Source organism: Dermacoccus sp. BD5 (genome assembly GCF_044878485.1).
GTDB lineage: Bacteria > Actinomycetota > Actinomycetes > Actinomycetales > Dermatophilaceae > Dermacoccus > Dermacoccus nishinomiyaensis.
Window position 1 is genome coordinate 13,217 of the sequence record NZ_JANJER010000005.1, and the last position, 23,660, is coordinate 36,876.

The 23,660-nt window shown below is 65.7% G+C and carries 31 protein-coding genes; 1 reads left to right on the plus strand and 30 read right to left on the minus strand.

Features of this window, described 5'->3' with window-relative positions:
* Position 1 precedes the first annotated feature (1 nt).
* From rplO to NQ706_RS05465, 22 genes are all read right to left on the minus strand, one after another.
* The gene (rplO, locus tag NQ706_RS05360; RefSeq protein ID WP_038567116.1) at positions 2 to 466 is read right to left on the minus strand and encodes a 50S ribosomal protein L15; all 465 of its coding nucleotides are present in this window, start codon (positions 464 to 466) and stop codon (positions 2 to 4) included.
* A gap of 2 nt (positions 467 to 468) precedes the next feature.
* Entirely contained in the window at positions 469 to 651 is a 183-nt protein-coding gene (gene rpmD / locus NQ706_RS05365) for a 50S ribosomal protein L30 (RefSeq protein WP_038567114.1), read from the minus strand.
* The gene (gene rpsE, locus NQ706_RS05370; protein ID WP_006946277.1) at positions 651 to 1,298 is read right to left on the minus strand and encodes a 30S ribosomal protein S5; all 648 of its coding nucleotides are present in this window, start codon (positions 1,296 to 1,298) and stop codon (positions 651 to 653) included. The genes rpmD and rpsE overlap by 1 nt, the downstream gene beginning before the upstream one ends.
* A 37-nt stretch (positions 1,299 to 1,335) precedes the next feature.
* A complete protein-coding gene (rplR, locus tag NQ706_RS05375) occupies positions 1,336 to 1,710 on the minus strand; it encodes a 50S ribosomal protein L18 (protein ID WP_006946162.1) in 375 nt (124 codons plus the stop codon).
* A 3-nt stretch (positions 1,711 to 1,713) separates the two neighbouring features.
* Positions 1,714 to 2,253 carry a 50S ribosomal protein L6 gene (gene rplF / locus NQ706_RS05380; protein WP_006946061.1) on the minus strand — a complete coding sequence of 180 codons (540 nt, stop codon included), beginning with the start codon at positions 2,251 to 2,253 and terminating at the stop codon, positions 1,714 to 1,716.
* 23 nt (positions 2,254 to 2,276) lie between these two features.
* Positions 2,277 to 2,675 (minus strand): 30S ribosomal protein S8, encoded by a 399-nt coding sequence (rpsH, locus tag NQ706_RS05385; protein WP_006946236.1) that lies wholly within the window; start codon positions 2,673 to 2,675, stop codon positions 2,277 to 2,279.
* A 91-nt stretch (positions 2,676 to 2,766) separates the two neighbouring features.
* The gene (locus NQ706_RS05390; RefSeq protein WP_006946078.1) at positions 2,767 to 2,952 is read right to left on the minus strand and encodes a type Z 30S ribosomal protein S14; all 186 of its coding nucleotides are present in this window, start codon (positions 2,950 to 2,952) and stop codon (positions 2,767 to 2,769) included.
* Positions 2,953 to 2,954: 2 nt separating this feature from the next.
* On the minus strand, positions 2,955 to 3,518 hold the full coding sequence (gene rplE / locus NQ706_RS05395) for a 50S ribosomal protein L5 (protein WP_006946222.1): 564 nt from the start codon (positions 3,516 to 3,518) through the stop codon (positions 2,955 to 2,957).
* Positions 3,518 to 3,880: a 50S ribosomal protein L24 gene (gene rplX, locus NQ706_RS05400; RefSeq protein ID WP_006946282.1), complete on the minus strand. Its 363-nt coding sequence runs from the start codon at positions 3,878 to 3,880 to the stop codon at positions 3,518 to 3,520. Before rplX ends, rplE begins: the two co-directional genes overlap by 1 nt.
* Positions 3,881 to 3,883: 3 nt before the next feature.
* Positions 3,884 to 4,252 (minus strand): 50S ribosomal protein L14, encoded by a 369-nt coding sequence (gene rplN / locus NQ706_RS05405; protein WP_006946197.1) that lies wholly within the window; start codon positions 4,250 to 4,252, stop codon positions 3,884 to 3,886.
* Between the two features lie 188 nt (positions 4,253 to 4,440).
* A complete protein-coding gene (gene rpsQ, locus NQ706_RS05410) occupies positions 4,441 to 4,731 on the minus strand; it encodes a 30S ribosomal protein S17 (protein ID WP_038567110.1) in 291 nt (96 codons plus the stop codon).
* Positions 4,732 to 4,733: 2 nt separating this feature from the next.
* Entirely contained in the window at positions 4,734 to 4,970 is a 237-nt protein-coding gene (rpmC, locus tag NQ706_RS05415) for a 50S ribosomal protein L29 (protein ID WP_038567107.1), read from the minus strand.
* Positions 4,970 to 5,389 carry a 50S ribosomal protein L16 gene (gene rplP / locus NQ706_RS05420; RefSeq protein ID WP_006946267.1) on the minus strand — a complete coding sequence of 140 codons (420 nt, stop codon included), beginning with the start codon at positions 5,387 to 5,389 and terminating at the stop codon, positions 4,970 to 4,972. Before rplP ends, rpmC begins: the two co-directional genes overlap by 1 nt.
* Positions 5,389 to 6,216 (minus strand): 30S ribosomal protein S3, encoded by an 828-nt coding sequence (gene rpsC / locus NQ706_RS05425; RefSeq protein WP_006946142.1) that lies wholly within the window; start codon positions 6,214 to 6,216, stop codon positions 5,389 to 5,391. The genes rplP and rpsC overlap by 1 nt, the downstream gene beginning before the upstream one ends.
* On the minus strand, positions 6,216 to 6,584 hold the full coding sequence (rplV, locus tag NQ706_RS05430; RefSeq protein ID WP_006946292.1) for a 50S ribosomal protein L22: 369 nt from the start codon (positions 6,582 to 6,584) through the stop codon (positions 6,216 to 6,218). Before rplV ends, rpsC begins: the two co-directional genes overlap by 1 nt.
* A gap of 46 nt (positions 6,585 to 6,630) precedes the next feature.
* Positions 6,631 to 6,912 carry a 30S ribosomal protein S19 gene (rpsS, locus tag NQ706_RS05435; protein WP_006946113.1) on the minus strand — a complete coding sequence of 94 codons (282 nt, stop codon included), beginning with the start codon at positions 6,910 to 6,912 and terminating at the stop codon, positions 6,631 to 6,633.
* A gap of 15 nt (positions 6,913 to 6,927) precedes the next feature.
* Positions 6,928 to 7,764 carry a 50S ribosomal protein L2 gene (gene rplB, locus NQ706_RS05440; RefSeq protein ID WP_038567105.1) on the minus strand — a complete coding sequence of 279 codons (837 nt, stop codon included), beginning with the start codon at positions 7,762 to 7,764 and terminating at the stop codon, positions 6,928 to 6,930.
* 51 nt (positions 7,765 to 7,815) lie between these two features.
* Entirely contained in the window at positions 7,816 to 8,115 is a 300-nt protein-coding gene (rplW, locus tag NQ706_RS05445) for a 50S ribosomal protein L23 (RefSeq protein WP_006946188.1), read from the minus strand.
* Complete coding sequence (gene rplD / locus NQ706_RS05450) at positions 8,112 to 8,756, minus strand: 50S ribosomal protein L4 (protein ID WP_038567103.1); 645 nt, start codon at positions 8,754 to 8,756, stop codon at positions 8,112 to 8,114. Before rplD ends, rplW begins: the two co-directional genes overlap by 4 nt.
* Before the next feature lie 2 nt (positions 8,757 to 8,758).
* Positions 8,759 to 9,415 carry a 50S ribosomal protein L3 gene (gene rplC, locus NQ706_RS05455; protein WP_038567101.1) on the minus strand — a complete coding sequence of 219 codons (657 nt, stop codon included), beginning with the start codon at positions 9,413 to 9,415 and terminating at the stop codon, positions 8,759 to 8,761.
* 15 nt (positions 9,416 to 9,430) lie between these two features.
* Positions 9,431 to 9,739, minus strand: coding sequence for a 30S ribosomal protein S10 (gene rpsJ, locus NQ706_RS05460; protein ID WP_006946210.1), 309 nt, complete (start codon positions 9,737 to 9,739; stop codon positions 9,431 to 9,433).
* 441 nt (positions 9,740 to 10,180) lie between these two features.
* Positions 10,181 to 11,449, minus strand: coding sequence for an aminotransferase class I/II-fold pyridoxal phosphate-dependent enzyme (locus tag NQ706_RS05465; protein ID WP_038567099.1), 1,269 nt, complete (start codon positions 11,447 to 11,449; stop codon positions 10,181 to 10,183).
* 194 nt (positions 11,450 to 11,643) lie between these two features.
* Between NQ706_RS05465 and NQ706_RS05470 the strand changes: the two genes are divergently transcribed.
* Complete coding sequence (locus tag NQ706_RS05470; protein WP_038567096.1) at positions 11,644 to 12,489, plus strand: hypothetical protein; 846 nt, start codon at positions 11,644 to 11,646, stop codon at positions 12,487 to 12,489.
* Between the two features lie 295 nt (positions 12,490 to 12,784).
* On the opposite strand, the gene NQ706_RS05475 is transcribed toward NQ706_RS05470, so the two are convergent.
* From NQ706_RS05475 to NQ706_RS05510, 8 genes are all read right to left on the minus strand, one after another.
* Entirely contained in the window at positions 12,785 to 13,114 is a 330-nt protein-coding gene (locus NQ706_RS05475; RefSeq protein WP_150112718.1) for a hypothetical protein, read from the minus strand.
* Positions 13,115 to 13,140: 26 nt separating this feature from the next.
* Positions 13,141 to 13,344, minus strand: coding sequence for a hypothetical protein (locus tag NQ706_RS05480; protein WP_038567089.1), 204 nt, complete (start codon positions 13,342 to 13,344; stop codon positions 13,141 to 13,143).
* Positions 13,345 to 13,356: 12 nt separating this feature from the next.
* On the minus strand, positions 13,357 to 14,754 hold the full coding sequence (locus NQ706_RS05485; RefSeq protein ID WP_150112717.1) for a hypothetical protein: 1,398 nt from the start codon (positions 14,752 to 14,754) through the stop codon (positions 13,357 to 13,359).
* A gap of 151 nt (positions 14,755 to 14,905) precedes the next feature.
* Complete coding sequence (gene tuf / locus NQ706_RS05490) at positions 14,906 to 16,102, minus strand: elongation factor Tu (protein WP_006946303.1); 1,197 nt, start codon at positions 16,100 to 16,102, stop codon at positions 14,906 to 14,908.
* A gap of 117 nt (positions 16,103 to 16,219) precedes the next feature.
* Positions 16,220 to 18,334: an elongation factor G gene (fusA, locus tag NQ706_RS05495; protein ID WP_038567082.1), complete on the minus strand. Its 2,115-nt coding sequence runs from the start codon at positions 18,332 to 18,334 to the stop codon at positions 16,220 to 16,222.
* Positions 18,335 to 18,437: 103 nt separating this feature from the next.
* On the minus strand, positions 18,438 to 18,908 hold the full coding sequence (rpsG, locus tag NQ706_RS05500; RefSeq protein ID WP_006946238.1) for a 30S ribosomal protein S7: 471 nt from the start codon (positions 18,906 to 18,908) through the stop codon (positions 18,438 to 18,440).
* On the minus strand, positions 18,908 to 19,282 hold the full coding sequence (gene rpsL, locus NQ706_RS05505) for a 30S ribosomal protein S12 (protein ID WP_006946105.1): 375 nt from the start codon (positions 19,280 to 19,282) through the stop codon (positions 18,908 to 18,910). Before rpsL ends, rpsG begins: the two co-directional genes overlap by 1 nt.
* 381 nt (positions 19,283 to 19,663) lie before the next feature.
* Complete coding sequence (locus NQ706_RS05510; protein ID WP_038567080.1) at positions 19,664 to 23,560, minus strand: DNA-directed RNA polymerase subunit beta'; 3,897 nt, start codon at positions 23,558 to 23,560, stop codon at positions 19,664 to 19,666.
* Positions 23,561 to 23,660: the final 100 nt, after the last annotated feature.

Sequence of the window (23,660 nt, forward strand, 5' to 3'; positions counted from 1 at the left end):
GTCACTCAGCGGTGACGGAACCGCCTGCGGCCTCGATCTTGTCCTTGGCCGTGGCCGAGAACTTCTGCGCCGTGACGTTCACCTTGACGGTGATGTCGCCGGTGCCGAGCACCTTGACGGGCTGGCCCCTGCGGACGGCACCCTTCTCCACCAGCGCCGCGACGTCGACGTCGCCGCCCTCGGGGAACAAGGTGGAGATCTTGTCCAGGTTCACGACCTGGTACTCGACCTTGAACGGGTTCTTGAAGCCTCGGAGCTTGGGCAGACGCATGTGCAGTGGCGTCTGACCACCCTCGAAGCGAGCGGGAACCTGGTAGCGAGCCTTCGTACCCTTGGTACCACGACCCGCGGTCTTGCCCTTGGAGCCCTCACCGCGACCCACACGGGTCTTCGCGGTCTTGGCACCCGGGGCGGGACGCAGGTTGTGGATCTTCAGGGCCGACCCGTTGGCCTTGGTGTCAGGCATTTTCAGTCAACCTCCTCGACGGTCACGAGGTGCGCGACCGCGCGGACCATGCCCCGAAACTCGGGGCGGTCCTCCTTGACGACCGTGTGGCCGATGCGCTTGAGGCCCAGCGAACGCAGGGTCTCACGGTGCTGCGGCTTGCCACCGATCTCGGAACGGATCTGGGTCACCTTGAGCTGAGCCATCACGCACCTGCCTTCTCGGCCATCGCGTGCTGCATCGCAGCGGGGACGACGTCGTCGATCGGCAGGCCACGGCGAGCGGCCACGGCCTCCGGACGCTCGAGACCCTTGAGGGCCGCGACCGTCGCGTGGACGATGTTGATCGAGTTGTCGGAGCCCAGGGACTTCGACAGCACGTCGTGGATGCCCGCGCACTCGAGGACGGCGCGTACCGGACCACCGGCGATGACACCGGTACCGGGCGATGCCGGCTTCAGCAGGACGACGCCCGCCGCAGCCTCACCCTGAACGGGGTGCGGGATCGTGCCCTGGATGCGGGGGACGCGGAAGAAGTTCTTCTTCGCCTCCTCGACACCCTTGGCGATGGCCGCGGGAACTTCCTTGGCCTTGCCGTAGCCGACACCGACGGTGCCGTCACCGTCACCGACGACGACGAGGGCGGTGAAGCTGAAGCGACGACCACCCTTGACGACCTTGGCGACACGGTTGATGGTGACGACGTTCTCGACGTACTGGTTGCGCTCTTCCTCGCGACCGCGGCCGCGGCCGCCGTCACGACGACCGCCATCGCGGCGGTTGTCACGCTGGTTGTTGTCGCGCTCGCCGCCCGTCTGGGCGGTACCGGCGCCTCGACGCTGGGGTCCAGCCATCAGACATTCCTCTTCTCGGCGTTGTTCTGGTTGGTCATCACAGGCTCAGGCCACCTTCGCGGGCGCCGTCGGCGATCGCGGCGACGCGGCCGGCGTAGCGGTTGCCGCCACGGTCGAACACGACTGCCTCGATGCCCTGGGCCTTCGCACGCTCGGCCACGAGTTCGCCGACCTTGCGCGCCTTGGCGGACTTGTCACCCTCGAACGTGCGCAGGTCGGCTTCCATGGTGGACGCGGACGCGACGGTCTTGCCGACCGTGTCGTCGACGACCTGGACGAAGACGTGACGGCTGGAACGCGAGACGACCAGGCGCGGGCGAACCGCGGTCCCCGTGACCTTCTTGCGCAGGCGCAGGTGACGACGGCCGCGAGCTGCGGACTTGCTCGTCGAACGCTTGACGATCTTTGCCATGGCTTACTTACCAGCCTTTCCGACCTTGCGGCGGATGTGCTCGCCTTCGTAGCGGACACCCTTCGCCTTGTACGGGTCGGGCTTGCGCAGCTTGCGGATGTTGGCCGAGACCTCACCGACGAGCTGCTTGTCGATACCGGAGACCGAGAAGCGGGTCGGGTTCTCGACGACGAACGTGATGCCCTCGGGGGCCTTCACGAGGATCGGGTGCGAGTAGCCGAGCGCGAACTCGAGGTCGCTGCCCTTCGCCGTGACGCGGTAACCCGTGCCGTGGATCTCGAGCTTCTTGGTGTAGCCGTCGGTGACACCGACGACCATGTTGTTGATCAGGCTCCGCGTCAGTCCGTGACGGGCGCGAGCGTCGCGCTCGTCGTTGGGTCGCGTCACCTCGACGGATCCGTCCTCGCCCTTGGCGACGGTGATCGGCGCGGGAACCGTCAGGTCAAGGCTGCCCTTGGGGCCCTTAACCGTGACGTCCTGGCCGTCGATGGTCACCTCGACACCGGACGGGACAGGAACCGGGAGACGTCCAATACGTGACATCTGTTTCTCCTCCTAATTCCTGATTACCAGACGTAGGCGAGGACTTCCCCGCCAACACCCTTGGCCGCCGCCTGCTTGTCGGTGAGCAGACCGGAGGACGTGGAAAGAATGGCAATGCCGAGGCCACCGAGAACCTTGGGGAGGTTGGTGGACTTGGCGTAGACGCGAAGGCCGGGCTTCGAGACGCGGCGCACTCCGGCGATGGAGCGCTCACGGTTCGGGCCGTACTTCAGGTTGATCGTGAGCGTCTGGCCGACGCGGGCTTCTTCGACGGTCCAGCCGGCGATGTAACCCTCGCGTTCGAGAATCTCAGCGATGTGGGACTTCAGCTTCGAGAACGGCATGGACGTCGAGTCGTGGTGCGCCGAGTTGGCGTTCCGGACTCGCGTCAACATGTCCGCGATCGGGTCGGTCATGGTCATTGGGCTTCTCCGCCCTTCCTCACCGGGGTTTCAACCCGCGTGTGTTGGGTCGACCTACGGTGTAGAACGAACTAATGAAAGTGGTGGGTTCTTACCAGCTGGACTTGGTCACGCCCGGCAGTTCGCCGGCGTGTGCCATCTCGCGCAAGCAGATGCGGCACAGGCCGAACTTGCGGTAGACCGAGTGCGGGCGGCCGCAGCGCTGGCAGCGCGTGTAGCCACGAACCTTGAACTTCGGCTTGGCGTTCGCCTTGTTGATCAGTGCGGTCTTCGCCATCGTCACTTCTCCTTGAACGGGAATCCGAGGGCGCGCAGCAGGGCGCGGCCTTCGTCGTCGTTCGCGGCGGTCGTCACGACGGTGATGTCCATGCCGCGGACGCGGTCGATCTTGTCCTGGTCGATCTCGTGGAACATCGACTGCTCGTTCAGACCGAACGTGTAGTTGCCGTTGCCGTCGAACTGCTTCGGCGACAGGCCGCGGAAGTCGCGGATACGCGGCAGCGCAACCGAGACGAGGCGGTCGAGGAACTCCCACATGCGGTCGCCGCGCAGCGTGACGTGCGCGCCGATCGGCATGCCCTCACGCAGCTTGAACTGGGCGATCGACTTGCGTGCCTTGGTGACAGCCGGCTTCTGACCGGTGATGGCCTCGAGGTCGCGGATGGCGCCCTCGATCAGCTTGCTGTCCTTCGCGGCGTCGCCGACACCCATGTTGACGACGACCTTGACGACACCCGGAACCTGCATCGCGTTGGCGAAGTTGAACTCGCCCTGCAGCTGGCCCTTGATCTCGTCCTGGTAGCGCGTCTTCAGACGCGGGGTGGTCTTCGTGGTCTCAGACATCACAGGTCCTTACCGGAACGCACGGACACGCGGGTACGCACGGTCTTGGTCTTGCCGTCGCGCTCGACCTGCTCGACGCGGGTGCGCACACGGGTGGGCTTGTTCGTCTCCGGGTCGACGAGGGCCACGTTCGAGACGTGGATCGGCGCCTCGACGACCGTGAGGCCGCCGGTGCCGGCACCGGGCTGACCGGCCTTGACGTGCTTCGTGACGCGGTTGATGCCCTCGACGAGGACCCGCTGCGTCTCCGGGAACACGGCGATGACCTTGCCCTGCTTGCCCTTGTCGCCGCCGTTCTTCTCGGAACGGCCGCTGATGACCTGGACGAGGTCGTTCTTCTTGATCTTCATCTTGGCCACCATGGTTCAGAGCACCTCCGGGGCAAGCGAAATGATCTTCATGAACTTCTTGTCGCGCAGTTCACGGCCGACGGGGCCGAAGATGCGCGTACCACGCGGGTCGCCGTCACCCTTGAGGATGACTGCCGCGTTCTCGTCGAAGCGGATGTAGGAGCCGTCTGCACGACGGCGCTCCTTCTTGGTGCGAACGATGACGGCCTTGACGACGTCACCCTTCTTGACATTGCCACCGGGGATGGCGTCCTTGACGGTGGCCACGATGGTGTCACCGATGCCGGCGTACCGGCGGCCAGAACCGCCGAGCACGCGGATGCACAGGATCTCCTTGGCACCGGTGTTGTCGGCGACACGAAGTCGCGACTCCTGCTGAATCACAGTTTCTACTCCTGTCGTCTCACTGGTTCTCGCCCGATCTGAGCGAGCCTTGCGGAACGTTTAATGGTCTCACACCGATCGGCGCACGCGAAAACCGGGAGAGTCCCCCGCGCCGGTGGGGCGACGACGAGATCGCCGCCCCACCGATGACGGGCGTGGACTTCCCGGCTACGCGCGTGCCTCGCGGCTTACTTGGCGCGCTCGAGGATCTCGACGACGCGCCAACGCTTCGTTGCCGAGAGCGGGCGGGTCTCCATGATGAGAACGCGGTCGCCGATGCCGGCGCTGTTGTTCTCGTCGTGGGCCTTCACCTTGCTGCTGCGGCGCATGACCTTGCCGTACAGGGCGTGCTTGACGCGGTCCTCGACCTCGACGACGACGGTCTTGTCCATCTTGTCGCTGACGACGTAACCCTGACGCGTCTTGCGGTAGTTGCGCTCTGCCTGCTCGGTCACAGCGGTCTCCTGCTTGTCAGTCATGATCAGCCAACCTTCTCATCACGGCCGATGTTGAGCTCGCGCTCACGCATCTCCGTGTAGATGCGCGCGATGTCCGTGCGAACGGAACGCAGACGGGCCGAGCTCTCGAGCTGGCCGGTGGCCGACTGGAAGCGCAGGTTGAAGAGTTCCTTCTTCGCCTCTGCGAGCTTCTGCGTCAGCACCTCGTCCGTCATCTCGCGCAGTGCATTCGGCTGCAGGTCTTCCGAACCCTTGGCCATCAGATGTCACCACCTTCACGCGCGACGAAGCGGCACTTCATCGGCAGCTTGTGCATCGCGAGACGCATGGCCTCGCGCGCAACCTCTTCGGACACACCGTTGACCTCGAACATGACGCGGCCCGGCTTGACGTTGGCGACCCACCACTCCGGCGAACCCTTACCGGAACCCATGCGGGTCTCGGCCGGCTTCTTCGTCAGCGGACGGTCCGGGTAGATGTTGATCCACACCTTTCCACCACGCTTCATGTAGCGGGTCATCGCGATACGAGCGGACTCGATCTGACGGTTCGTGACGTAGGCCGGCTCGAGAGCCTGGATGCCGTAGTCACCGAACGTGACCTGCGTGCCGCCCTTGGCGGTGCCGCTGCGCTTCGGGTGGTGCTGCTTGCGGTGCTTCACTCGACGGGGAATGAGCATCAGGCTTCGCCTCCCTCAGTCTTGGCGGGCTCGGTGACCTCGGTCGTCGTCTCGCTGGTGACAGCGGTCTGCTCGGCGCGCTGGCCACGGCCGCGACCGCGCTCACCACGGTCGCCTCGCGGGCCGTCGTTGCGGCGGCCACGGGCCGGACGCTGCGGGGCGGCGGCCTGCTCACGAGCGAGCTCCTTGGCCGTCAGGTCGCCCTTGTAGATCCAGACCTTGACACCGATGCGGCCGAACGTCGTACGAGCCTCGTAGAAGCCGTAGTCGATGTTGGCGCGCAGCGTGTGCAGCGGCACACGACCTTCGCGGTAGAACTCCGAGCGCGACATCTCGGCGCCGCCGAGACGACCGGAGCACTGGACACGGATGCCCTTGGCGCCGGCGCGCTGCGCGGACATGATGCCCTTGCGCATCGCACGACGGAAGGACACGCGCGCCGAGAGCTGCTCGGCAATGCCCTGCGCGACGAGCTGAGCGTCGGCCTCGGGGTTCTTGACCTCGAGGATGTTCAGCTGAACCTGCTTGCCCGTGAGCTTCTCCAGGCGCGAGCGGAGGCGGTCGGCCTCGGCGCCGCGGCGGCCGATGACGATGCCCGGACGCGCCGTGTGGATGTCGACGCGAACACGGTCACGCGTGCGCTCGATGTCGACGCGTGCGATACCGGCACGCTCCATGCCCTCGGACAGGAGCTTGCGGATCGCGACGTCTTCCTTGACGTAGTCGCTGTAGCGCTGGCCCGGCTTCGTCGAGTCGGCGAACCAGCGGCTCTTGTGCTCGGTCGTGATGCCGAGGCGGAAACCGTTCGGGTTGATCTTCTGACCCATCAGCGGTTACCTCCCTTCGAGTCGCGCTCGCCCACAACGATGGTGATGTGGCTCGTGCGCTTGAGGATGCGGCTCGCGCGGCCCTGGGCACGCGGGCGGAATCGCTTCATGGTCGGACCTTCGTCGACGAACGCGGTCGTGACGACCAGTGCGTTCTCGTCGAAGGGTGCGGAGTTCTTGTCCGCCGTGAAACGCGCGTTCGCAATGGCGCTGTTGAGCGTCTTGAGAACGGGCTCGCTGGCAGTCTGCGGAGCAAACTGCAGCAGAGCGATCGCGTCAGCGGCCTGCTTGCCACGGATCATGTCCACGACGCGGCGGGCCTTCATCGGCGTCACGCGGACGTGCCGCGCCTGCGCCTTGGCTTCCATCGCTGTCCCTTTACTTTCGTTCGTCATGTTGGGTTACCCCGCCGCGTCAGCGACGGCGACCCTTCTTGTCGTCCTTCTCGTGACCCTTGAAGGTACGAGTGGGAGCGAACTCACCCAACTTGTGGCCGACCATGCTCTCGGTCACGAAGACCGGAACGTGCTTGCGACCGTCGTGGACGGCCAAGGTGTGGCCGAGCATGTCCGGGGTGATCATCGAGCGGCGCGACCACGTCTTGATGACGCTCTGCGTGCCGGCTTCGTTCTGGGCATCGACCTTCTTCGCGAGGTGCTCGTCGACGAAGGGGCCCTTCTTGAGGCTACGAGGCATTTCGAAAGGCTCCTATCAGCGCTTCTTGCCAGTACGACGGCGACGCACGATGAGCTTGTCGCTGTCCTTGTTCGGGCGGCGGGTGCGGCCTTCCTTCTGGCCCCACGGGCTCACCGGGTTACGACCACCGGAGGTCTTGCCCTCACCACCACCGTGCGGGTGGTCCACCGGGTTCATCGCGACACCACGGACGGTCGGGCGCTTGCCCTTCCAGCGCATGCGGCCGGCCTTGCCCCAGTTGATGTTGCTCTGCTCGGCGTTGCCCACCTCACCGATCGTCGCGCGGCAGCGGACGTCGACGTTGCGGATCTCACCGGAGGGCATGCGCAGCTGGGCGTAGGGGCCGTCCTTCGCGACCAGCTGGACGCGAACACCCGCGGAACGGGCGATCTTCGCGCCGCCACCGGGGCGCAGCTCGACACAGTGGATGACGGTACCGACGGGGATGTGACGCATCGGCAGGTTGTTGCCGGGCTTGATGTCGGCCTCGGGGCCGTTCTCGATGCGGTCGCCCTGCTTCAGCTTGTTCGGCGCGATGATGTAGCGCTTCTCGCCGTCGGCATAGTGCAGCAGCGCGATGCGGGCGGTGCGGTTGGGGTCGTACTCGATGTGAGCGACCTTGGCCGGGATGCCGTCCTTGTCCGCGCGGCGGAAATCGATCACACGGTAGGCGCGCTTGTGGCCACCACCGATGTGACGGGTCGTGATACGGCCGGAGGCGTTGCGGCCACCGGTCTTGGTCAGGGGGCGCACCAGCGACTTCTCGGGCGTGGAGCGAGTGATCTCGACGAAGTCGGCCACACTCGAGCCACGACGACCGGGGGTCGTGGGCTTGTACTTGCGAATAGCCATGGGTCTAAGTCGTCCTCAGTCTTGGATTGATTCGGCGATCGTCATCGAGGGTCAGGAGGCCTGACCGAAGATGTCGATGTTGCCTTCCGTGAGCGAGACGATGGCGCGCTTGGTGTCCTTGCGCTTGCCCATGCCGAAACGCGTACGGCGCGTCTTGCCCTTGCGGTTCAGCGTGTGCACCGATGCGACCTTGACGTCGAAGATCTGCTCGATGGCGATCTTGATCTCCGTCTTGTTCGCACGCGGGTCCACGATGAACGTGTACTTGCCCTCGTCGAGGAGTGCGTAGGACTTCTCCGAGACGACGGGCTGGATGATGACGTCGCGGGGGTCCTTGTTCAGGGTGCTCACTTGGTGTCCTCCGACTTCTGGCCGCCGGCGACGAATGCGTCGAACGCAGCCTTCGTGAACGCGATGTCGTCGGCGCACAGCACGTCGTACGTGTTGAGCTGGTCGCTCCAGAGCACGTGGACATTCGGCAGGTTGCGAACGCTGAGCTCGGAGACCAAGTCCATGCGGTCGATGACGACGAGGAGGTTCTTGCGGTCCGAGAGCGTGCCGAGGAACTTCGCGGCAGCCTTCGTCGACGGCGCGTCACCGGCGACGACGGACTCGAGAACGTGGATGCGCTCGAAACGGGCGCGGTCCGAGAGGGCTCCGCGCAGGGCGGCGGCCTTCATCTTCTTGGGCGTGCGCTGGCTGTAGTCGCGCGGCTGCGGGCCGTGGACGGTGCCACCGCCGGCGAACTGCGGCGCGCGGGTCGAACCCTGACGGGCGCGACCGGTGCCCTTCTGGCGGTACGGCTTGCGCCCACCACCACGGACCTCGCCGCGGGTCTTGGTCTTGTGCGTGCCCTGACGAGCTGCGGCCAGCTGCGCCACCACGACCTGGTGGATCAGCGGGACGTTGGTGGCGACATCGAAGATGTCGGCCGGCAGTTCGACAGAACCGGACGTCTTGCCCTCGGGGCTCAGGATGTCAACGGTAGTCATGCTCAGGCTCCCTTGATGGCCGTGCGCACGAGAACGACAGCGCCCGCGGGGCCGGGAACGGCACCCTTGATGAGCAGCAGGCCCTTCTCAGCGTCCACGGCGTGGATCTGGAGGTTCTGGGTCGTCTGGCGAACGCCACCCATGCGACCGGCCATGCGCATGCCCTTGAAGACTCGACCCGGGGTGGCGCAGCCACCGATCGAACCCGGCTTGCGGTGGTTGCGGTGCGCACCGTGCGAGGCCGAGACACCGGCGAAGCCGTGACGCTTCATGACACCGGCGAAACCCTTGCCCTTGGTGCGGCCGACGACGTCGACCTTCTGGCCGGCCTCGAAAGCCTCTGCCGTCAGCTCCTGGCCGAGCGAGTATTCGCCGGCGTCGGAGGTGCGCAGTTCGGCCAGGTGGCGGCGCGGCGTGACGCCGGCCTTCTCGAAGTGGCCGGTCAGCGGCTTCGTGACCTTGCGCGGGTCGATCTGGCCGTAGCCGATCTGAACCGCGTTGTAGCCGTCGACGCCTTCGCTGCGCAGCTGCGTGACGACGCACGGGCCGACGGCGACGACGGTGACGGGGATGAGGCGGTTGTCGGCATCCCAGACCTGGGTCATGCCGAGCTTCTCGCCGAGGAGGCCCTTCACGGGGCGCTCAGTGGTTGCAGTCATGAGTCAAACCCTCGCTTACAGCTTGATCTCGATGTTGACGTCGGCCGGGAGGTCGAGTCGCATGAGCGAGTCCACCGCCTTCGGCGTCGGGTCAACGATGTCGATGAGGCGCTTGTGCGTACGCATCTCGAAGTGCTCGCGGCTGTCCTTGTACTTGTGCGGCGACCGGATGACGCAGAAGACGTTCTTCTCCGTCGGCAGCGGCACCGGTCCAACGACCGTTGCGCCTGCACGGGTCACCGTGTCGACAATCTTGCGCGCCGAGCTGTCGATGACCTCGTGGTCATACGACTTCAGTCGGATGCGGATCTTCTGTCCCGCCATTCGCGTGAGTCTCTCTTCTCGCCGATCATGTTCGTGTCCGGCTCCCCCACCCACGCGCTCGGGCGTGTCGCGTGCCCTTCGGGGCGCGATCTTCCGATAGGAAGATCTGGAGGCTTTTCAGCCGGTGCTTGCGCTTCCCTGGACGCACGCCGTTCCATGAGAACGTGTGCACTTCGTGAGGGAAGTGCGAACAAGTGCGTTTCAGAGGCGGCAGTGCAGGTACGGACCTTCACCACGCGTCAAGCAACTTGCCTATAGTGCCAGATCGCCCCCGCCGCCTCCAAATCGGGGCGGCCGTGGCGATGGCCACACCGCACCTTGCCCTCACACACCGACCGAGCCCACCTCGGAGCGCACCGCTCGGTTCGAGCACGGTGCGCCCCGGGCGGGCCCGGCCTCTCGAACCCCGGCACGGGACCGTGGTTCGGTCGTGTGTCGTGTTCAGGCTGTGTTCTTCGCCTCGGCCGCTGCGAGCAGCACACAGAGGGCGACACCCTCCATGGCCGTGCGTACCTCGTCGAGCGGAGGGAGCGACGGTGCGAGACGGATGTTCTCGTCCTTCGGGTCCTTGCCGTAGGGGAACGACGAGCCGGCGGGTGTCAGCGCGATGCCGGCTTCCTTGGCGAGTTCCACGACGCGTGAGGCCGTGCCGGGCACGACGTCGAGGTTGACGAAGTAGCCGCCGTGCGGCGTGTTCCATCGCGCGACGTCGTAGCTTCCGAGCCGAGCCTCGAGGGCTGCGCCGACGGCGGCAAACTTCGGCGCCATGATGTCGCGGTGCTTGGCCATGTGTGCGCGCACCCCGGCTGCGTCACCGAAGAACTGGGCATGGGCGAGCTGGTTGACCTTGTCCGGTCCGATGGAACCGTTGCCCAGGTTCTCGAGGTACCAGGCCACGGTGTCGCGCGAGCCCGCGAGGAAGGCGACACCGGCACCGGCGAAGGTGATCTTCGACGTCGAGGCGAACATGATCGGGCGGTTCGGGTGACCCGACGCCTGCGCGAGGCTGACGATGTCCGCCGTCTTGGCCTCCACTCCGTCGAGGTGGTGCACGGCGTAGGCGTTGTCCCAGAAGATGCGGAAGTCGGGAGCTGCGGTCGGCATCGCGGCGAGCGCGGCCGCGACCTCCTGCGAGCAGACGGCCCCCGTCGGGTTCGCATAGGTGGGCACGACCCACATGCCCTTGATGCTCGGGTCGGTCGCCACGAGGCGGGCGCACTCTTCGGCGTCGGGGCCGTCGTCGTTCATCGGGACGGTGATCATCTCGATGCCGAACGACTCCAGGAGCGCGAAGTGGCGGTCGTAGCCGGGCACAGGGGCCAGGAAGCGAACCTTATCCTCCTGTGCCCAGGGGCGCGGGGAGTCGAGGCCGCCACGCAGGAGGTGGTACACGAGGGTGTCGTGCATCATCGTGAGGCTCGAGTTGTTGCCCGCGACGATCTGGTCGAGCCCCACACCGAGCAGTTCGGCGAAGATGCTGCGGATCTCAGGGAGGCCCGCGAGCCCGCCGTAGTTGCGTACGTCGACGCCGTCGGCCGTCGTCTGCGAGGGGAGGGTGAGCAAGGCGTTCGCAAGGTCGAGCTGCTCGGCCGAAGGCTTGCCGCGCGTCAGATCGAGCTTCAGCCCCTTGCCCTTCAGCTGCTCGTACTCGTCACGCAGGGATGTCACCAGGCCCGCCAGGTCATCGGCGGCCATGTCGGCGAGGGTCATCGGGTTCCTTCCGGTCGCTCACAGTCGTTCTCATCCTTCCACGCACAGAGCCCCGCAGCCAGACACGTCTCACTCCCCCAACGCCGCCTGGGGTTCGAGCAGACTTCCGCCGTATACGAATTCGAAGGAACCTCCTGGCGCACAGGCCCGTCAGACGTTCATCCAGTCCGGCTCACACACGAAGGAAGACGATCATGCGTAAGACGACACGAGCTACGGTCCTTTCCCTCTCCCTCGCCTCGGCGCTGGCTCTCGGAGCCTGCGGCCCGGAGTCGGCAACCGGCGGGAGCGGTTCCTCCTCGACCACGTCGAAGTCCAGCAGCACGGACGAGGCCCCGCCGTCGACGCAGTCCGAGAAGTCGAGCGAAGACACGACGTCGTCCACGACGACGCCCTCCGACCCGACCGAGGACGCCGGCACGACGGACGAGAAGGACCAGGGGGCAGCATCACCCGAACAGGCGGCCAGCATGCCCAGCGGCCCCGTGACGAAGGCGACGCTCGTCACCGCCGGCGGTTACCAGAAGCGTCCGGACAGCAAGTACGGCGAGTTCTACGCCGTCCTCAAGGTCGACGGCACCGGCCCGGGCAAGGCCACGGTCCGCTACGACATGCTCGACGCGAGCGGCAAGGTGATCGGCACGGTCGAGGACAGGATCAAGGTCGGCAAGGGCAAGGACATGATCAAGATCAGCACCAAGCTCGGCAAGGCCCCGGCGGGCATCAAGAAGGTGCGCCTCAGCCTCACCAAGAACGAGACCGACGACCGCTCGGACGACATCACTATGAGCAACGTCAAGATCAACAACGACGGCCCGAACCGCCGCCCGGTCATCACCGGCAACTACGCCGCGAACGGTGACTCGCCGGTCACCGGGATCCGGGCCATCTGCATGGACGCGAACAAGCGTGTGATCGTCGGCCACGGCCTGCCGGACGTCAAGGGCGCCAAGAGCGGCACCTTCAAGGCTGAGCTGCACGAAGCGCCGCGCGACTGGAAGGCGAGCACCTGCTACGTCGGCCAGAGCGGCACGCTCTGAGTTCGAACGAACGTGGGCCGGGACCATCGCGTGCCCCCCGGCCCACGTTCGTGCGTTCCCCTAGTCCAGTCGATAGACCGTGACGGTTCCGGAGTGATGTACGGCAGCCGCGTACTCCGCGAGGTCAGGAGCCACGTCGCTGGCCGCGGTGTCGGCGTAGAGCCAACGGACTCCCCGCCGTTGCAGTTGCTCGACGGTGGCGCCGTCGGGATCGTGAAAGACCTTCTCGTTGAGCGCGAAGAGCTTCTGATCCGAGAACGGCTGCGACGTCGCCGGTAGACCGCCCTTACCTGCATTACGTTGCGCGGGATCGGTGTAGCCCCCATGCCTCGATGAAGACCCGCCGCTCGGTCAGCGCGCTCACCCAGTAGGCGCGCGAGTCGCACTCGGCGTCCTCGGGCACCCGACAGTGGACGTTGGTGGCCACGACGTCCGTCTCGCCCGAGTGATCTCGAACCCACTGTGCCGCAGACGTCTCCTGTGCGGACACGGTCCATGCCTTGTCGTCCGTCACGGTGGAGAACAGGCTTCCAGCATCGTTCTTGCCGACGTTGAACCCGGGAAAGACCAGTGCCGCTCCGAAGAGGATTCCGGCTCCGACGAGCGGCCGGTAACGACTGACCACGATTGCACCGACGACGAGCACCAGCGTCAGGGCGCGAAGGCGAGCACGCTTGCCGGGATGTCCGTCCGGTCGGGCACCGATGTGCCGCTCGCCCAGCGAAGGGCCAGAAGCAGCAGCCCACCGATGGCGAATCCCACCGAGAGCATCTGCCATCGGCGCGAGGCGTTTCGTTCCCACAGCTCGGCGAACCCCCACCCTGCAAGGAGGGCGATGAGGGGCAGGGCGCCCATCGGGAAGTAGCCCTACGACATCCCCGTGTGGTCCACGAGCAGGTAGGCGGCGAGGCTCGCCGCGAAGGACGCGAGCAGGAAGACGGGTGCGGGGTCGGTCCGCCACGTGCGCCCCAGGGCAACGCTCGTTGCGGCGTAGCCGTACTGCACGGCGAGAGCCACGAGCAGACCGACAACGAGCACGACCACTCCCGTTGTCTCGAGATGCGGCATCACGAAGGGGCCGTGGTCGAACGTGTTCGGCGGCTCGACGTAGTGCTTGTACGGGCTCTGGTGCCGGAAGCTTGAGAAGAGTCGGATCTTGGACCCGGCGGAGCCGCCCGCGAACAGGGGCAACGCAAGGGCGATTCCGGCGAGGCAGGAACCGAAGACGATCGCGGCAGCACGTCGCACCGCAGACCTGCGAACGTACACGACCCCCACCGCGAGGGCCCCGCAGCAGAAGACCGGCAGGATGCTCGACTTCGCGCCGGCGCACACGAAGGCGGTCACCAAGCAGACGATGGCGCCCTTCCAGCCGATGCGTGCTCCCCGCAGGATCGGCACGAACAGCCACGCGGCCCACAGGGTGAAGACGAGACCGAAGATCTGCGACGGGCTGGGCCAGACGAAAGCCGTCGTCGGGCCGGTCGGGCCCTTCCAGGCCATGGGCACCATGCCCGCCGGAATCACGAACAGGACGATCGCCGCCGTCCCTGCGATCCAGGCCCCGCTCAGCCTGCGCCCGACGACGAGGCACAGCGCGAGCGCCAGAGCAACAACAGGCAGGTACCACAGGCGCGTCGCCACGTCCGACGTCGAGGTGAAGGAGCCCAGGCTCCCGGACGCCATGTAGGCGTTGCTCAACCAGTGATAGTTGAGCTGACCGAGGACCTCGACGTGAGGAACCGTGGGCAGCGCCGTCCGTTTGAGTTCCGCAGCGATTCCAACGTGCCAGTACAGGTCCTGGTACATCGTGCTGGGACCGGGCGGGCGCGACTGATGACGTCCGAATCCGACGAAGAGCCACGCCATCCAGAACGTCGCCACGGTGAGTAGCCACAGCGAGCCGGTCGGGATGCCCCGAACCGCAGCCTCGTGCTGCCCGACGCGCTCGTCGTCCACGTCGTGCTCGTCGCCGCTGGGCAGTGTCGTTCGATTCCTGGCGCGTCGCTCCAGAACGCCTGCCGCGACGAGTGCCACTACGCCGCGGGCAACCGTGAACGTCGGCGCACCGACGACCTGCCACAGAAGCCAGTTCGCGAGCTTCGCCCAGATGCCCACGGCCGCGCCGACCGTGGCTCGCTCGAACCCACCGGTGGTGTAGCGCCCGACCAGGGCCCAACCGAAGACCCACCACAAAGCTGTCCAGAGGGCGTACCGCAAAGCCGCAAGCGGTTCGACGTCGACGAGAACCGGAGCGGCGAACACCACGAGGAGCAGGACGACGAGTGGTGGGGCGTTACGGCGGGTTCAGCACCGGAACATCCTACGGCGCCGCAGACAGTGCCCCGAGCACGGCAAAGGGCCCCGAGGCGAGTGCCTCGAGACCCTTTGCGGATGGATCCCCGAAGGGATCAGATCACTTGATGATCTTGGTGACGCGACCGGCGCCGACCGTACGACCACCCTCACGGATGGCGAACTTCAGGCCCTCCTCCATGGCGATGGGCTGGATGAGCTCCACCGTCATGTCGGTGTTGTCGCCGGGCATGACCATCTCGGTGCCCTCGGGCAGGTGCACGACACCCGTGACATCCGTCGTACGGAAGTAGAACTGCGGACGGTAGTTGTCGTAGAACGGCGTGTGACGGCCACCCTCGTCCTTCGACAGGATGTAGACCTGAGCCTCGAAGTCCGTGTGCGGGGTGATCGAACCCGGCTTCACGACGACCTGGCCACGCTCGACGTCCTCGCGCTTGATGCCGCGAAGGAGCAGACCGACGTTCTCACCCGCGCGACCCTCGTCGAGCAGCTTGCGGAACATCTCGATGCCCGTGACGGTCGTCTTGGCAGCCGGACCCTCGTGGATACCGACGATCTCGACGTCCTCGTTGACGTTCAGGACACCGCGCTCGATGCGACCGGTGACGACGGTGCCACGACCGGTGATCGTGAAGACGTCCTCGACGGGCATGAGGAACGGCTTGTCGATGTCGCGCTCCGGCTCCGGGATCGACTCGTCGACAGCGTTCATGAGGTTCATGAGCTTGTCGCCCCACTCGGCGTCGCCCTCGAGCGCCTTGAGCGCCGAGACCTGGACGACGGGCAGGTCGTCACCCGGGAAGTCGTAGGAGGACAGCAGTTCGCGGACCTCCATCTCGACGAGCTCCATGATCTCTTCGTCGTCGACCATGTCAGCCTTGTTCAGCGCGACGACGATGTAGGGAACGCCAACCTGACGAGCCAGGAGGACGTGCTCCTTCGTCTGCGGCATCGGACCGTCGGTCGCGGCGACGACGAGGATGGCGCCGTCCATCTGCGCCGCACCCGTGATCATGTTCTTCACGTAGTCAGCGTGACCGGGGCAGTCGACGTGAGCGTAGTGACGCTGCTCCGTCTGGTACTCGATGTGCGCGATCGAGATGGTGATGCCGCGCTGCTTCTCCTCGGGCGCCTTGTCGATCTCGTCGAACGGCGTGAAGGGGTTGAGCTCGGGGTACTTGTCGTGCAGAACCTTGGAGATTGCTGCCGTCAGCGTCGTCTTGCCGTGGTCGATGTGACCAATGGTGCCGATGTTGACGTGCGGCTTGTTCCGCTCGAACTTTGCCTTCGCCACTTGGGTCCTCCTCAGGACTTGTGTTGGTCAAACGCTGTGTCGCCTTCGGGTGAAGGCGCCGGGACGCGTCTGTTGGTTACAGGTGGTGTACGGGTCAATCGACGGGGATGAACCCGTTCACTCGCCCCGGATCTTCTTGATGATCTCGTCCGCGACGCTCCGGGGAACCTCGCTGTACGAGTCGAACTGCATCGTGTAGTTGGCACGACCCTGCGTCTTGGAACGGAGGTCGCCAACGTACCCGAACATCTCCGACAACGGAACCAGGCCGCGAACGACCTTGGCGCCACTGACGTCCTCCATGGCCTGGATCTGGCCACGGCGGGAGTTGATGTCACCGATCACGTCACCCATGTACTCCTCGGGCGTACGGACCTCGACAGCCATCATCGGCTCGAGCAGCACGGGGTCGGCCTTGCGGACGGCCTCCTTGAGCGCCATGGAACCGGCAATCTTGAACGCCATCTCCGAGGAGTCGACGTCGTGGTAGGCACCGTCGACGAGGATCGCCTTGATGCCGACCAGCGGGTAGCCCGCGAGGACACCCTGCTGCATCGCATCCTGGATGCCGTTGTCGACCGACGGGATGTACTCGCGCGGCACGCGGCCACCGACGACGGCATTCTCGAACTCGTAGAGCTCGCCCTCGGCCGTGTCCAGGGGCTCGAAGGTGATCTGGACCTTCGCGAACTGGCCCGAACCACCGGTCTGCTTCTTGTGCGTGTAGTCGTACTTCGGGACGGCCTTGCGGATCGTCTCGCGGTAGGCGACCTGCGGCGCACCGACGTTTGCCTCGACCTTGAACTCGCGCTTCATGCGGTCGACCAGGATGTCGAGGTGGAGCTCGCCCATGCCTCGGATGATGGTCTGACCGGTCTCCTCGTCGAGCTCGACCTGGAAGGTCGGGTCTTCCTGAGCCAGCTTCTGGATGGCCGTGGAGAGCTTCTCCTGGTCACCCTTCGTCTTGGGCTCGATGGCCACGGAGATGACGGGCTCCGGGAACGTCATCGACTCGAGAACGATCTGCTCGTTCACGTCGGACAGCGTGTCACCGGTGGTGGTCTCCTTCAGACCGATCGCCGCGTAGATGTGACCGGCCTGTGCTTCCTCGACCGGGTTCTCCTTGTTGGCGTGCATCTGGAAGAGCTTGCCGACGCGCTCCTTCTTGCCCTTCGTCGAGTTGACGACGGCCGAGCCGGCGGAGATCTTGCCCGAGTAGACGCGGATGAAGGTCAGCGAACCGAAGAACGGGTGCGCGGCGACCTTGAACGCCAGCGCCGAGAACGGCTCGTCGAGAGCCGGCTTGCGCGTGATCTCGGTCTCCTCGTCGCCCGGCTTGTGGCCGATCATCGGGGGGACGTCGAGCGGGCTCGGCAGGTAGTCGACGACGGCGTCGAGCATCGGCTGGACACCGCGGTTCTTGAACGCCGAACCACACATGACCGGGTACAACTCGGAGTTGACCGTGAGCTTGCGGATGCCGGCCTTGATCTCAGCCGTCGAGAGCTCCTCGCCACCGAGGTACTTCTCCATGAGGTCGTCGTCCGACTCGGCGACGCGCTCGACGAGCGCGTTGCGGTACTCATCGGCCTTGGCCTGCAGGTCGGCCGGGATCTCCTGGATCTCGTACTTGGCGCCCATGGTGACGTCACCCTTGGCGTCACCGGGCCACACGAGCGCCCGCATCTCGATGAGGTCAACGACACCGATGAAGTCGTTCTCCGCACCGATGGGGAGCTGGAGGACGAGGGGCTCGGCGCCCAGACGGTCCTTGATGGTCTGCACGGTGAAGTAGAAGTCCGCGCCCATCTTGTCCATCTTGTTGACGAAGCACATGCGCGGAACGTCGTACTTGTCCGCCTGACGCCAGACCGTCTCGGACTGGGGCTCGACGCCCTCCTTGCCGTCGAAGACGGCGACGGCGCCGTCGAGCACGCGCAGGGAACGCTCGACCTCGACGGTGAAGTCGACGTGGCCCGGCGTGTCGATGATGTTGATCTGGGTGCCGTTCCAGAACGACGTCACAGCAGCGGACGTGATCGTGATGCCACGCTCCTTCTCCTGCTCCATCCAGTCGGTCGTCGACGCACCGTCGTGCGTCTCACCGATCTTGTGGTTGACGCCGGTGTAGAACAGGATCCGCTCGGTCACCGTCGTCTTGCCGGCGTCGATGTGCGCCATGATGCCGATGTTGCGGACCTTCTTGAGGTCAGTCAGCACGTCCTGTGCCACGGTGTCTCTTCTCGTTCGAAGTTCAGTGTGAGTAGCTGGAGCGAGCCGGGACGGCGGCCCGAACCCATCCTACGGAGAGGACGGGCCGCCGACCCAACCGCGATCACCAGCGGTAGTGCGCGAAGGCCTTGTTCGACTCGGCCATCTTGTGCGTGTCCTCGCGGCGCTTGACCGCGGCACCCAGACCGTTGCTGGCGTCCAGGATCTCGTTCATCAGACGCTCGGTCATCGTCTTCTCGCGACGCTGACGCGAGTAGCCGACGAGCCAGCGCAGCGACAGCGTCGTCGCGCGGCCCGGCTTGACCTCGATCGGCACCTGGTAGGTCGCACCACCGACGCGGCGGGACTTGACCTCGAGGGCCGGCTTGATGTTGTCGAGAGCGCGCTTCAGCGTCACGACCGGGTCGGTACCCGTCTTCTCACGGCAGCCTTCGAGGGCGTCGTACACGATGCGCTCGGCGATGGACTTCTTGCCGTCGAGCAGGATCTTGTTGACGAGCTGCGTGACGAGCGGCGAACCGTAGACCGGGTCGACGACGAGGGGGCGCTTAGGAGCAGGACCCTTACGAGGCATTACTTCTTCTCCTTCTTGGCGCCGTAGCGGCTACGAGCCTGGTTACGGCCCTTGACACCCTGGGTGTCGAGCGCGCCGCGGATGATCTTGTAGCGCACACCGGGAAGGTCCTTCACACGGCCACCACGCACGAGCACGATCGAGTGCTCCTGCAGGTTGTGGCCGACGCCCGGGATGTAAGCCGTGACCTCGATGCCAGAGGTGAGCTTCACACGGGCGACCTTGCGCAGAGCCGAGTTCGGCTTCTTCGGGGTCGTGGTGTAGACGCGGGTGCACACACCGCGTCGCTGGGGGCTGCCCTTGAGAGCCGGAGTCGAGGCCTTCGTGGCCTTGTCCTGGCGACCCTTGCGGACGAGCTGGTTGATCGTAGGCAACCTAGTTCTCCGAACGTGTCGTATCTGTTCTGCCTGCAAGATGAATCGCAGGCTCCTTGGTCTCGTCGCGGATCGTGCGCCGAAGGGCGCAACAGGCGCGACCCCTCCCCTGCACTTTCGTCGCGGGACGCATGCACGACGTTCGAGACGCCGTGCGCGGCCCATCGCGGCGACTGCCCGGCGAGGGTGTGATCATGAGTGGAGTCCGGACAGACTCCTGCCATGCACCCGAGTAGTTTACCGACTCTCCCGGGCCCCGGCCAAATCGCGGGAGCCTGCACGTTCCGACCGCAACGCGACACGCCGAAGAACCTGAGGACACCGCGAGAGGCACCCCCTGCCTGTGCAGGAGATGCCCCTCGCGGCGTGGATCTGCGTCGATCAGCTGTCGAAGCCGAGCGTCGCGTCGTCCAATCGGACGGCCTCGCCCGAGCCCGGGCCAAAGACCGGGTAGTCGTACGGCTGGTAGTCCGGCAGCGAGTACATCGCGGCCTTCGCCTCCTCCGTCGGCTCCACCTTGACGTTGCGGTAACGGCTGAGGCCGGTACCCGCCGGGATGAGCTTTCCGAGGATGACGTTCTCCTTGAGGCCGAGCAGCGGGTCGCTCTTGACGTTCATCGCGGCCTCGGTGAGGACGCGCGTCGTCTCCTGGAACGATGCCGCCGACAGCCACGACTCGGTGGCCAGCGAAGCCTTCGTGATACCCATGAGCTCGCTACGACCCGACGCCGGACGTCCGCCCTCGGCGATCGCCTTGCGCGAGGCGTCCTCGAAGCGCGCGCGGTCGGCCAGCTCACCCGGGAGCAGGTCGGTGTCACCCGCCTCGATGATCGTCACGCGGCGCAGCATCTGACGCACGATGACCTCGATGTGCTTGTCGTGGATCGACACACCCTGCTGGCGGTACACGCCCTGGACCTCGTCGACGAGGTGCTTCTGCACCTCACGCGGGCCGAGGATGCGCAGCACCTGCTTCGGGTCGATCGCACCCTGCACGAGCAGCGTGCCGACCTCGACGCGCTGGCCGTCCTCGACGAGCAGGCGCGCGCGCTTGCTCACCGGGTAGGCGTGCGGCTCCGAGCCGTCGTCCGGGATGAGGTTGATGCGACGAGCCTTGTCGGTCTCCTCGATCTCGATCTTTCCGGATGCCTCCGCGATCGGGGCGACACCCTTCGGCGTGCGAGCCTCGAAGAGCTCGACGACTCGGGGCAGACCCTGCGTGATGTCGTCACCCGCCGCACCGCCGGTGTGGAAGGTACGCATCGTCAGCTGCGTACCCGGCTCACCGATCGACTGCGCCGCGATGATGCCGACGGCCTCGCCGATGTCGACGAGCTTGCCGGTCGCGAGCGAACGGCCGTAGCACTTCGCACACGTCCCGACACGCGACTCACAGGTGAGGACCGAGCGAACCTTGACCTCTTCGATGCCGGCGTCGATCAGCTTGCTGAGCGCGACGTCACCGAGGTCGTCACCGGCCTGCAGGAACGTCTCGCCGTCGATCTCGACCGTCTGCGCCACGTTGCGGGCGTAGACCGAGCTCTCGACGTCCTCGTGCTCGACCAGCTGGCCGTCAGAGTTGCGCTGCGCGATCGGCAGGACGAGACCGCGCTTCGTGCCGCAGTCCTCCTCGCGGATGATGACGTCCTGCGAGACGTCGACGAGACGACGCGTCAGGTAACCCGAGTCGGCCGTACGCAGAGCGGTGTCGGCCAGACCCTTTCGCGCACCGTGGGTCGAGATGAAGAACTCCAGCACCGACAGGCCCTCTCGGAAGTTGGCCTTGATCGGACGCGGGATGATCTCACCCTTCGGGTTGGCCATGAGGCCTCGCATACCCGCGAGCTGGCGCAGCTGGAACCAGTTACCACGGGCACCCGAGTTGACCATGCGGTAGATCGGGTTGTCCTTCGGGAAGTTGTTCTCCATCTGCTTGGAGACCTCGTTCGCCGCCTGCGTCCAGATCTCGATGAGCTCCTGACGGCGCTCGTCGTCCGTGATGAGACCACGGTCGAACTGCAGCTGCACCTTCGCGGCCTTGGCGTCGTAGCTCTCGAGGATCTCGTCCTTGTTCGAGGGCATGACGACGTCCGAGATGGCGACGGTCGTGCCCGAGCGCGTGGCCCAGTGGAAACCGGTCTCCTTCAGCGCATCGAGCGACGCCGCGACCTGGACCTTCGAGTAACGCTCCGCAAGGTCGTTGACGATGGCCGAGAGGACCTTCTTGTCGACGGGCTTGTTGATGTACTCGTAGTCCTCCGGCAGCGTGCCGTTGAAGATCGCGCGACCCAGGGTCGTACGGATCCGCAGCTCGGAGACGAAGCCGTTCTCGTCCGCCTCGACGCCGTCGGGCAGCACCGTGCCGGCCGTCGGGACGAAGTCGCGAAGACGCACCGAGATCGGCGTGCCGATCTTGATCTCGCCCGCGTCGAAGGCCATGCGGGCCTCGGCGACTGTCGAGAACGCGCGGATGTCCTCGTCCTTCATCTCGTCGGCGTCGAGCACCTCGGAGGTGAGGTGGAACAGACCGATGATCATGTCCTGCGTCGGCATCGTCACGGGACGACCGTCGGCGGGCTTGAGGATGTTGTTGCTCGAGAGCATAAGGATGCGGGCCTCGGCCTGCGCCTCGGAGCTGAGCGGCACGTGCACGGCCATCTGGTCACCGTCGAAGTCGGCGTTGAACGCCGAGCAGACGAGCGGGTGGATCTGGACAGCCTTGCCTTCGACGAGCTGCGGCTCGAACGCCTGGATGCCCAGACGGTGCAGCGTCGGCGCGCGGTTGAGCAGCACGGGGTGCTCACGGATGACCTCTTCGAGGACATCCCACACGACCGGGCGGGCACGCTCGACCATGCGCTTCGCCGACTTGATGTTCTGCGCGTGCTCGAGGTCGACGAGGCGCTTCATGACGAACGGCTTGAACAGCTCGAGCGCCATCTGCTTGGGCAGACCGCACTGGTGCAGCTTGAGCGTCGGACCGACGACGATGACCGAACGACCCGAGTAGTCGACTCGCTTGCCGAGCAGGTTCTGACGGAAACGACCCTGCTTGCCCTTGAGCATGTCGGACAGCGACTTGAGCGGGCGGTTGCCCGGACCCGTCACCGGTCGACCACGACGGCCATTGTCGAACAGCGCGTCGACGGCCTCCTGAAGCATGCGCTTCTCGTTGTTGACGATGATCTCCGGCGCACCGAGGTCGAGCAGACGCTTGAGTCGGTTGTTGCGGTTGATCACACGGCGGTACAGGTCGTTGAGGTCGGACGTCGCGAAACGGCCACCGTCGAGCTGCACCATCGGGCGCAGGTCCGGCGGGATGACCGGGACGCAGTCGAGAACCATGCCGGCCGGCTTGTTCTCGGTCTGCTGGAAGGCCGTGACGACGCGCAGACGCTTGAGCGCACGCGTCTTCTTCTGGCCCTTGCCCGTCGCGATGATCTCGCGCAGCAGCTCCGCCTCGGCGTCGAGGTCGAAGTTCTCGAGACGCTTCTGCAGCGCCGCAGCGCCCATGCCGCCCTCGAAGTACAGACCGAAACGGTCACGCATCTCGCGGTAGAGGATCTCGTCGCCCTCGAGGTCCTGGACCTTGAGGTTCTTGAAACGATCCCAGACCTGCTCGAGGCGCTCGATCTGCTGATCCGCGCGCTTGCGGATCTGCGTCATCTCGCGCTCGGCCGACTCGCGGACCTTGCGGCGGGCGTCAGCCTTGGCGCCCTCCTTCTCGAGCTCGGCGAGGTCGGCCTCGAGCTTCGTCGAACGCGTGTTGATGTCCGCGTCGCGACGGTTCTCGAGTTCCTTCTTCTCGACCTCGATCTGGTTCTCGAGCGACGGCAGGTCGGCGTGACGCTGCTCCTCGTCGACCGAGGTGATCATGTAGGCCGCGAAGTAGATGACCTTCTCGAGGTCCTTCGGCGCGAGGTCCAGCAGGTAGCCCAGACGGCTCGGGACACCCTTGAAGTACCAGATGTGCGTGACCGGCGCGGCGAGCTCGATGTGGCCCATGCGCTCGCGACGAACCGCGGAGCGCGTGACCTCGACGCCGCAGCGCTCACAGATGATGCCCTTGAAACGGACGCGCTTGTACTTGCCGCAGTAGCACTCCCAGTCGCGCGTCGGGCCGAAGATCTTCTCGCAGAAGAGTCCGTCCTTCTCGGGCTTGAGGGTGCGGTAGTTGATGGTTTCGGGCTTCTTGACCTCGCCGTGCGACCACTCGCGGATGTCGTCCGCGGTCGCGAGGCCGATGCGAAGCTCGTCGAAGAAGTTGACGTCCAGCACGTTGCTGATTCCTTCTCTCGCCTAAATCTGAAAAGTCTGATCGTTGCTGTTGTGGTTGTCCGGTCGGCTCGTTCGAGCCGCGGACCTACGTCTGCGCCGG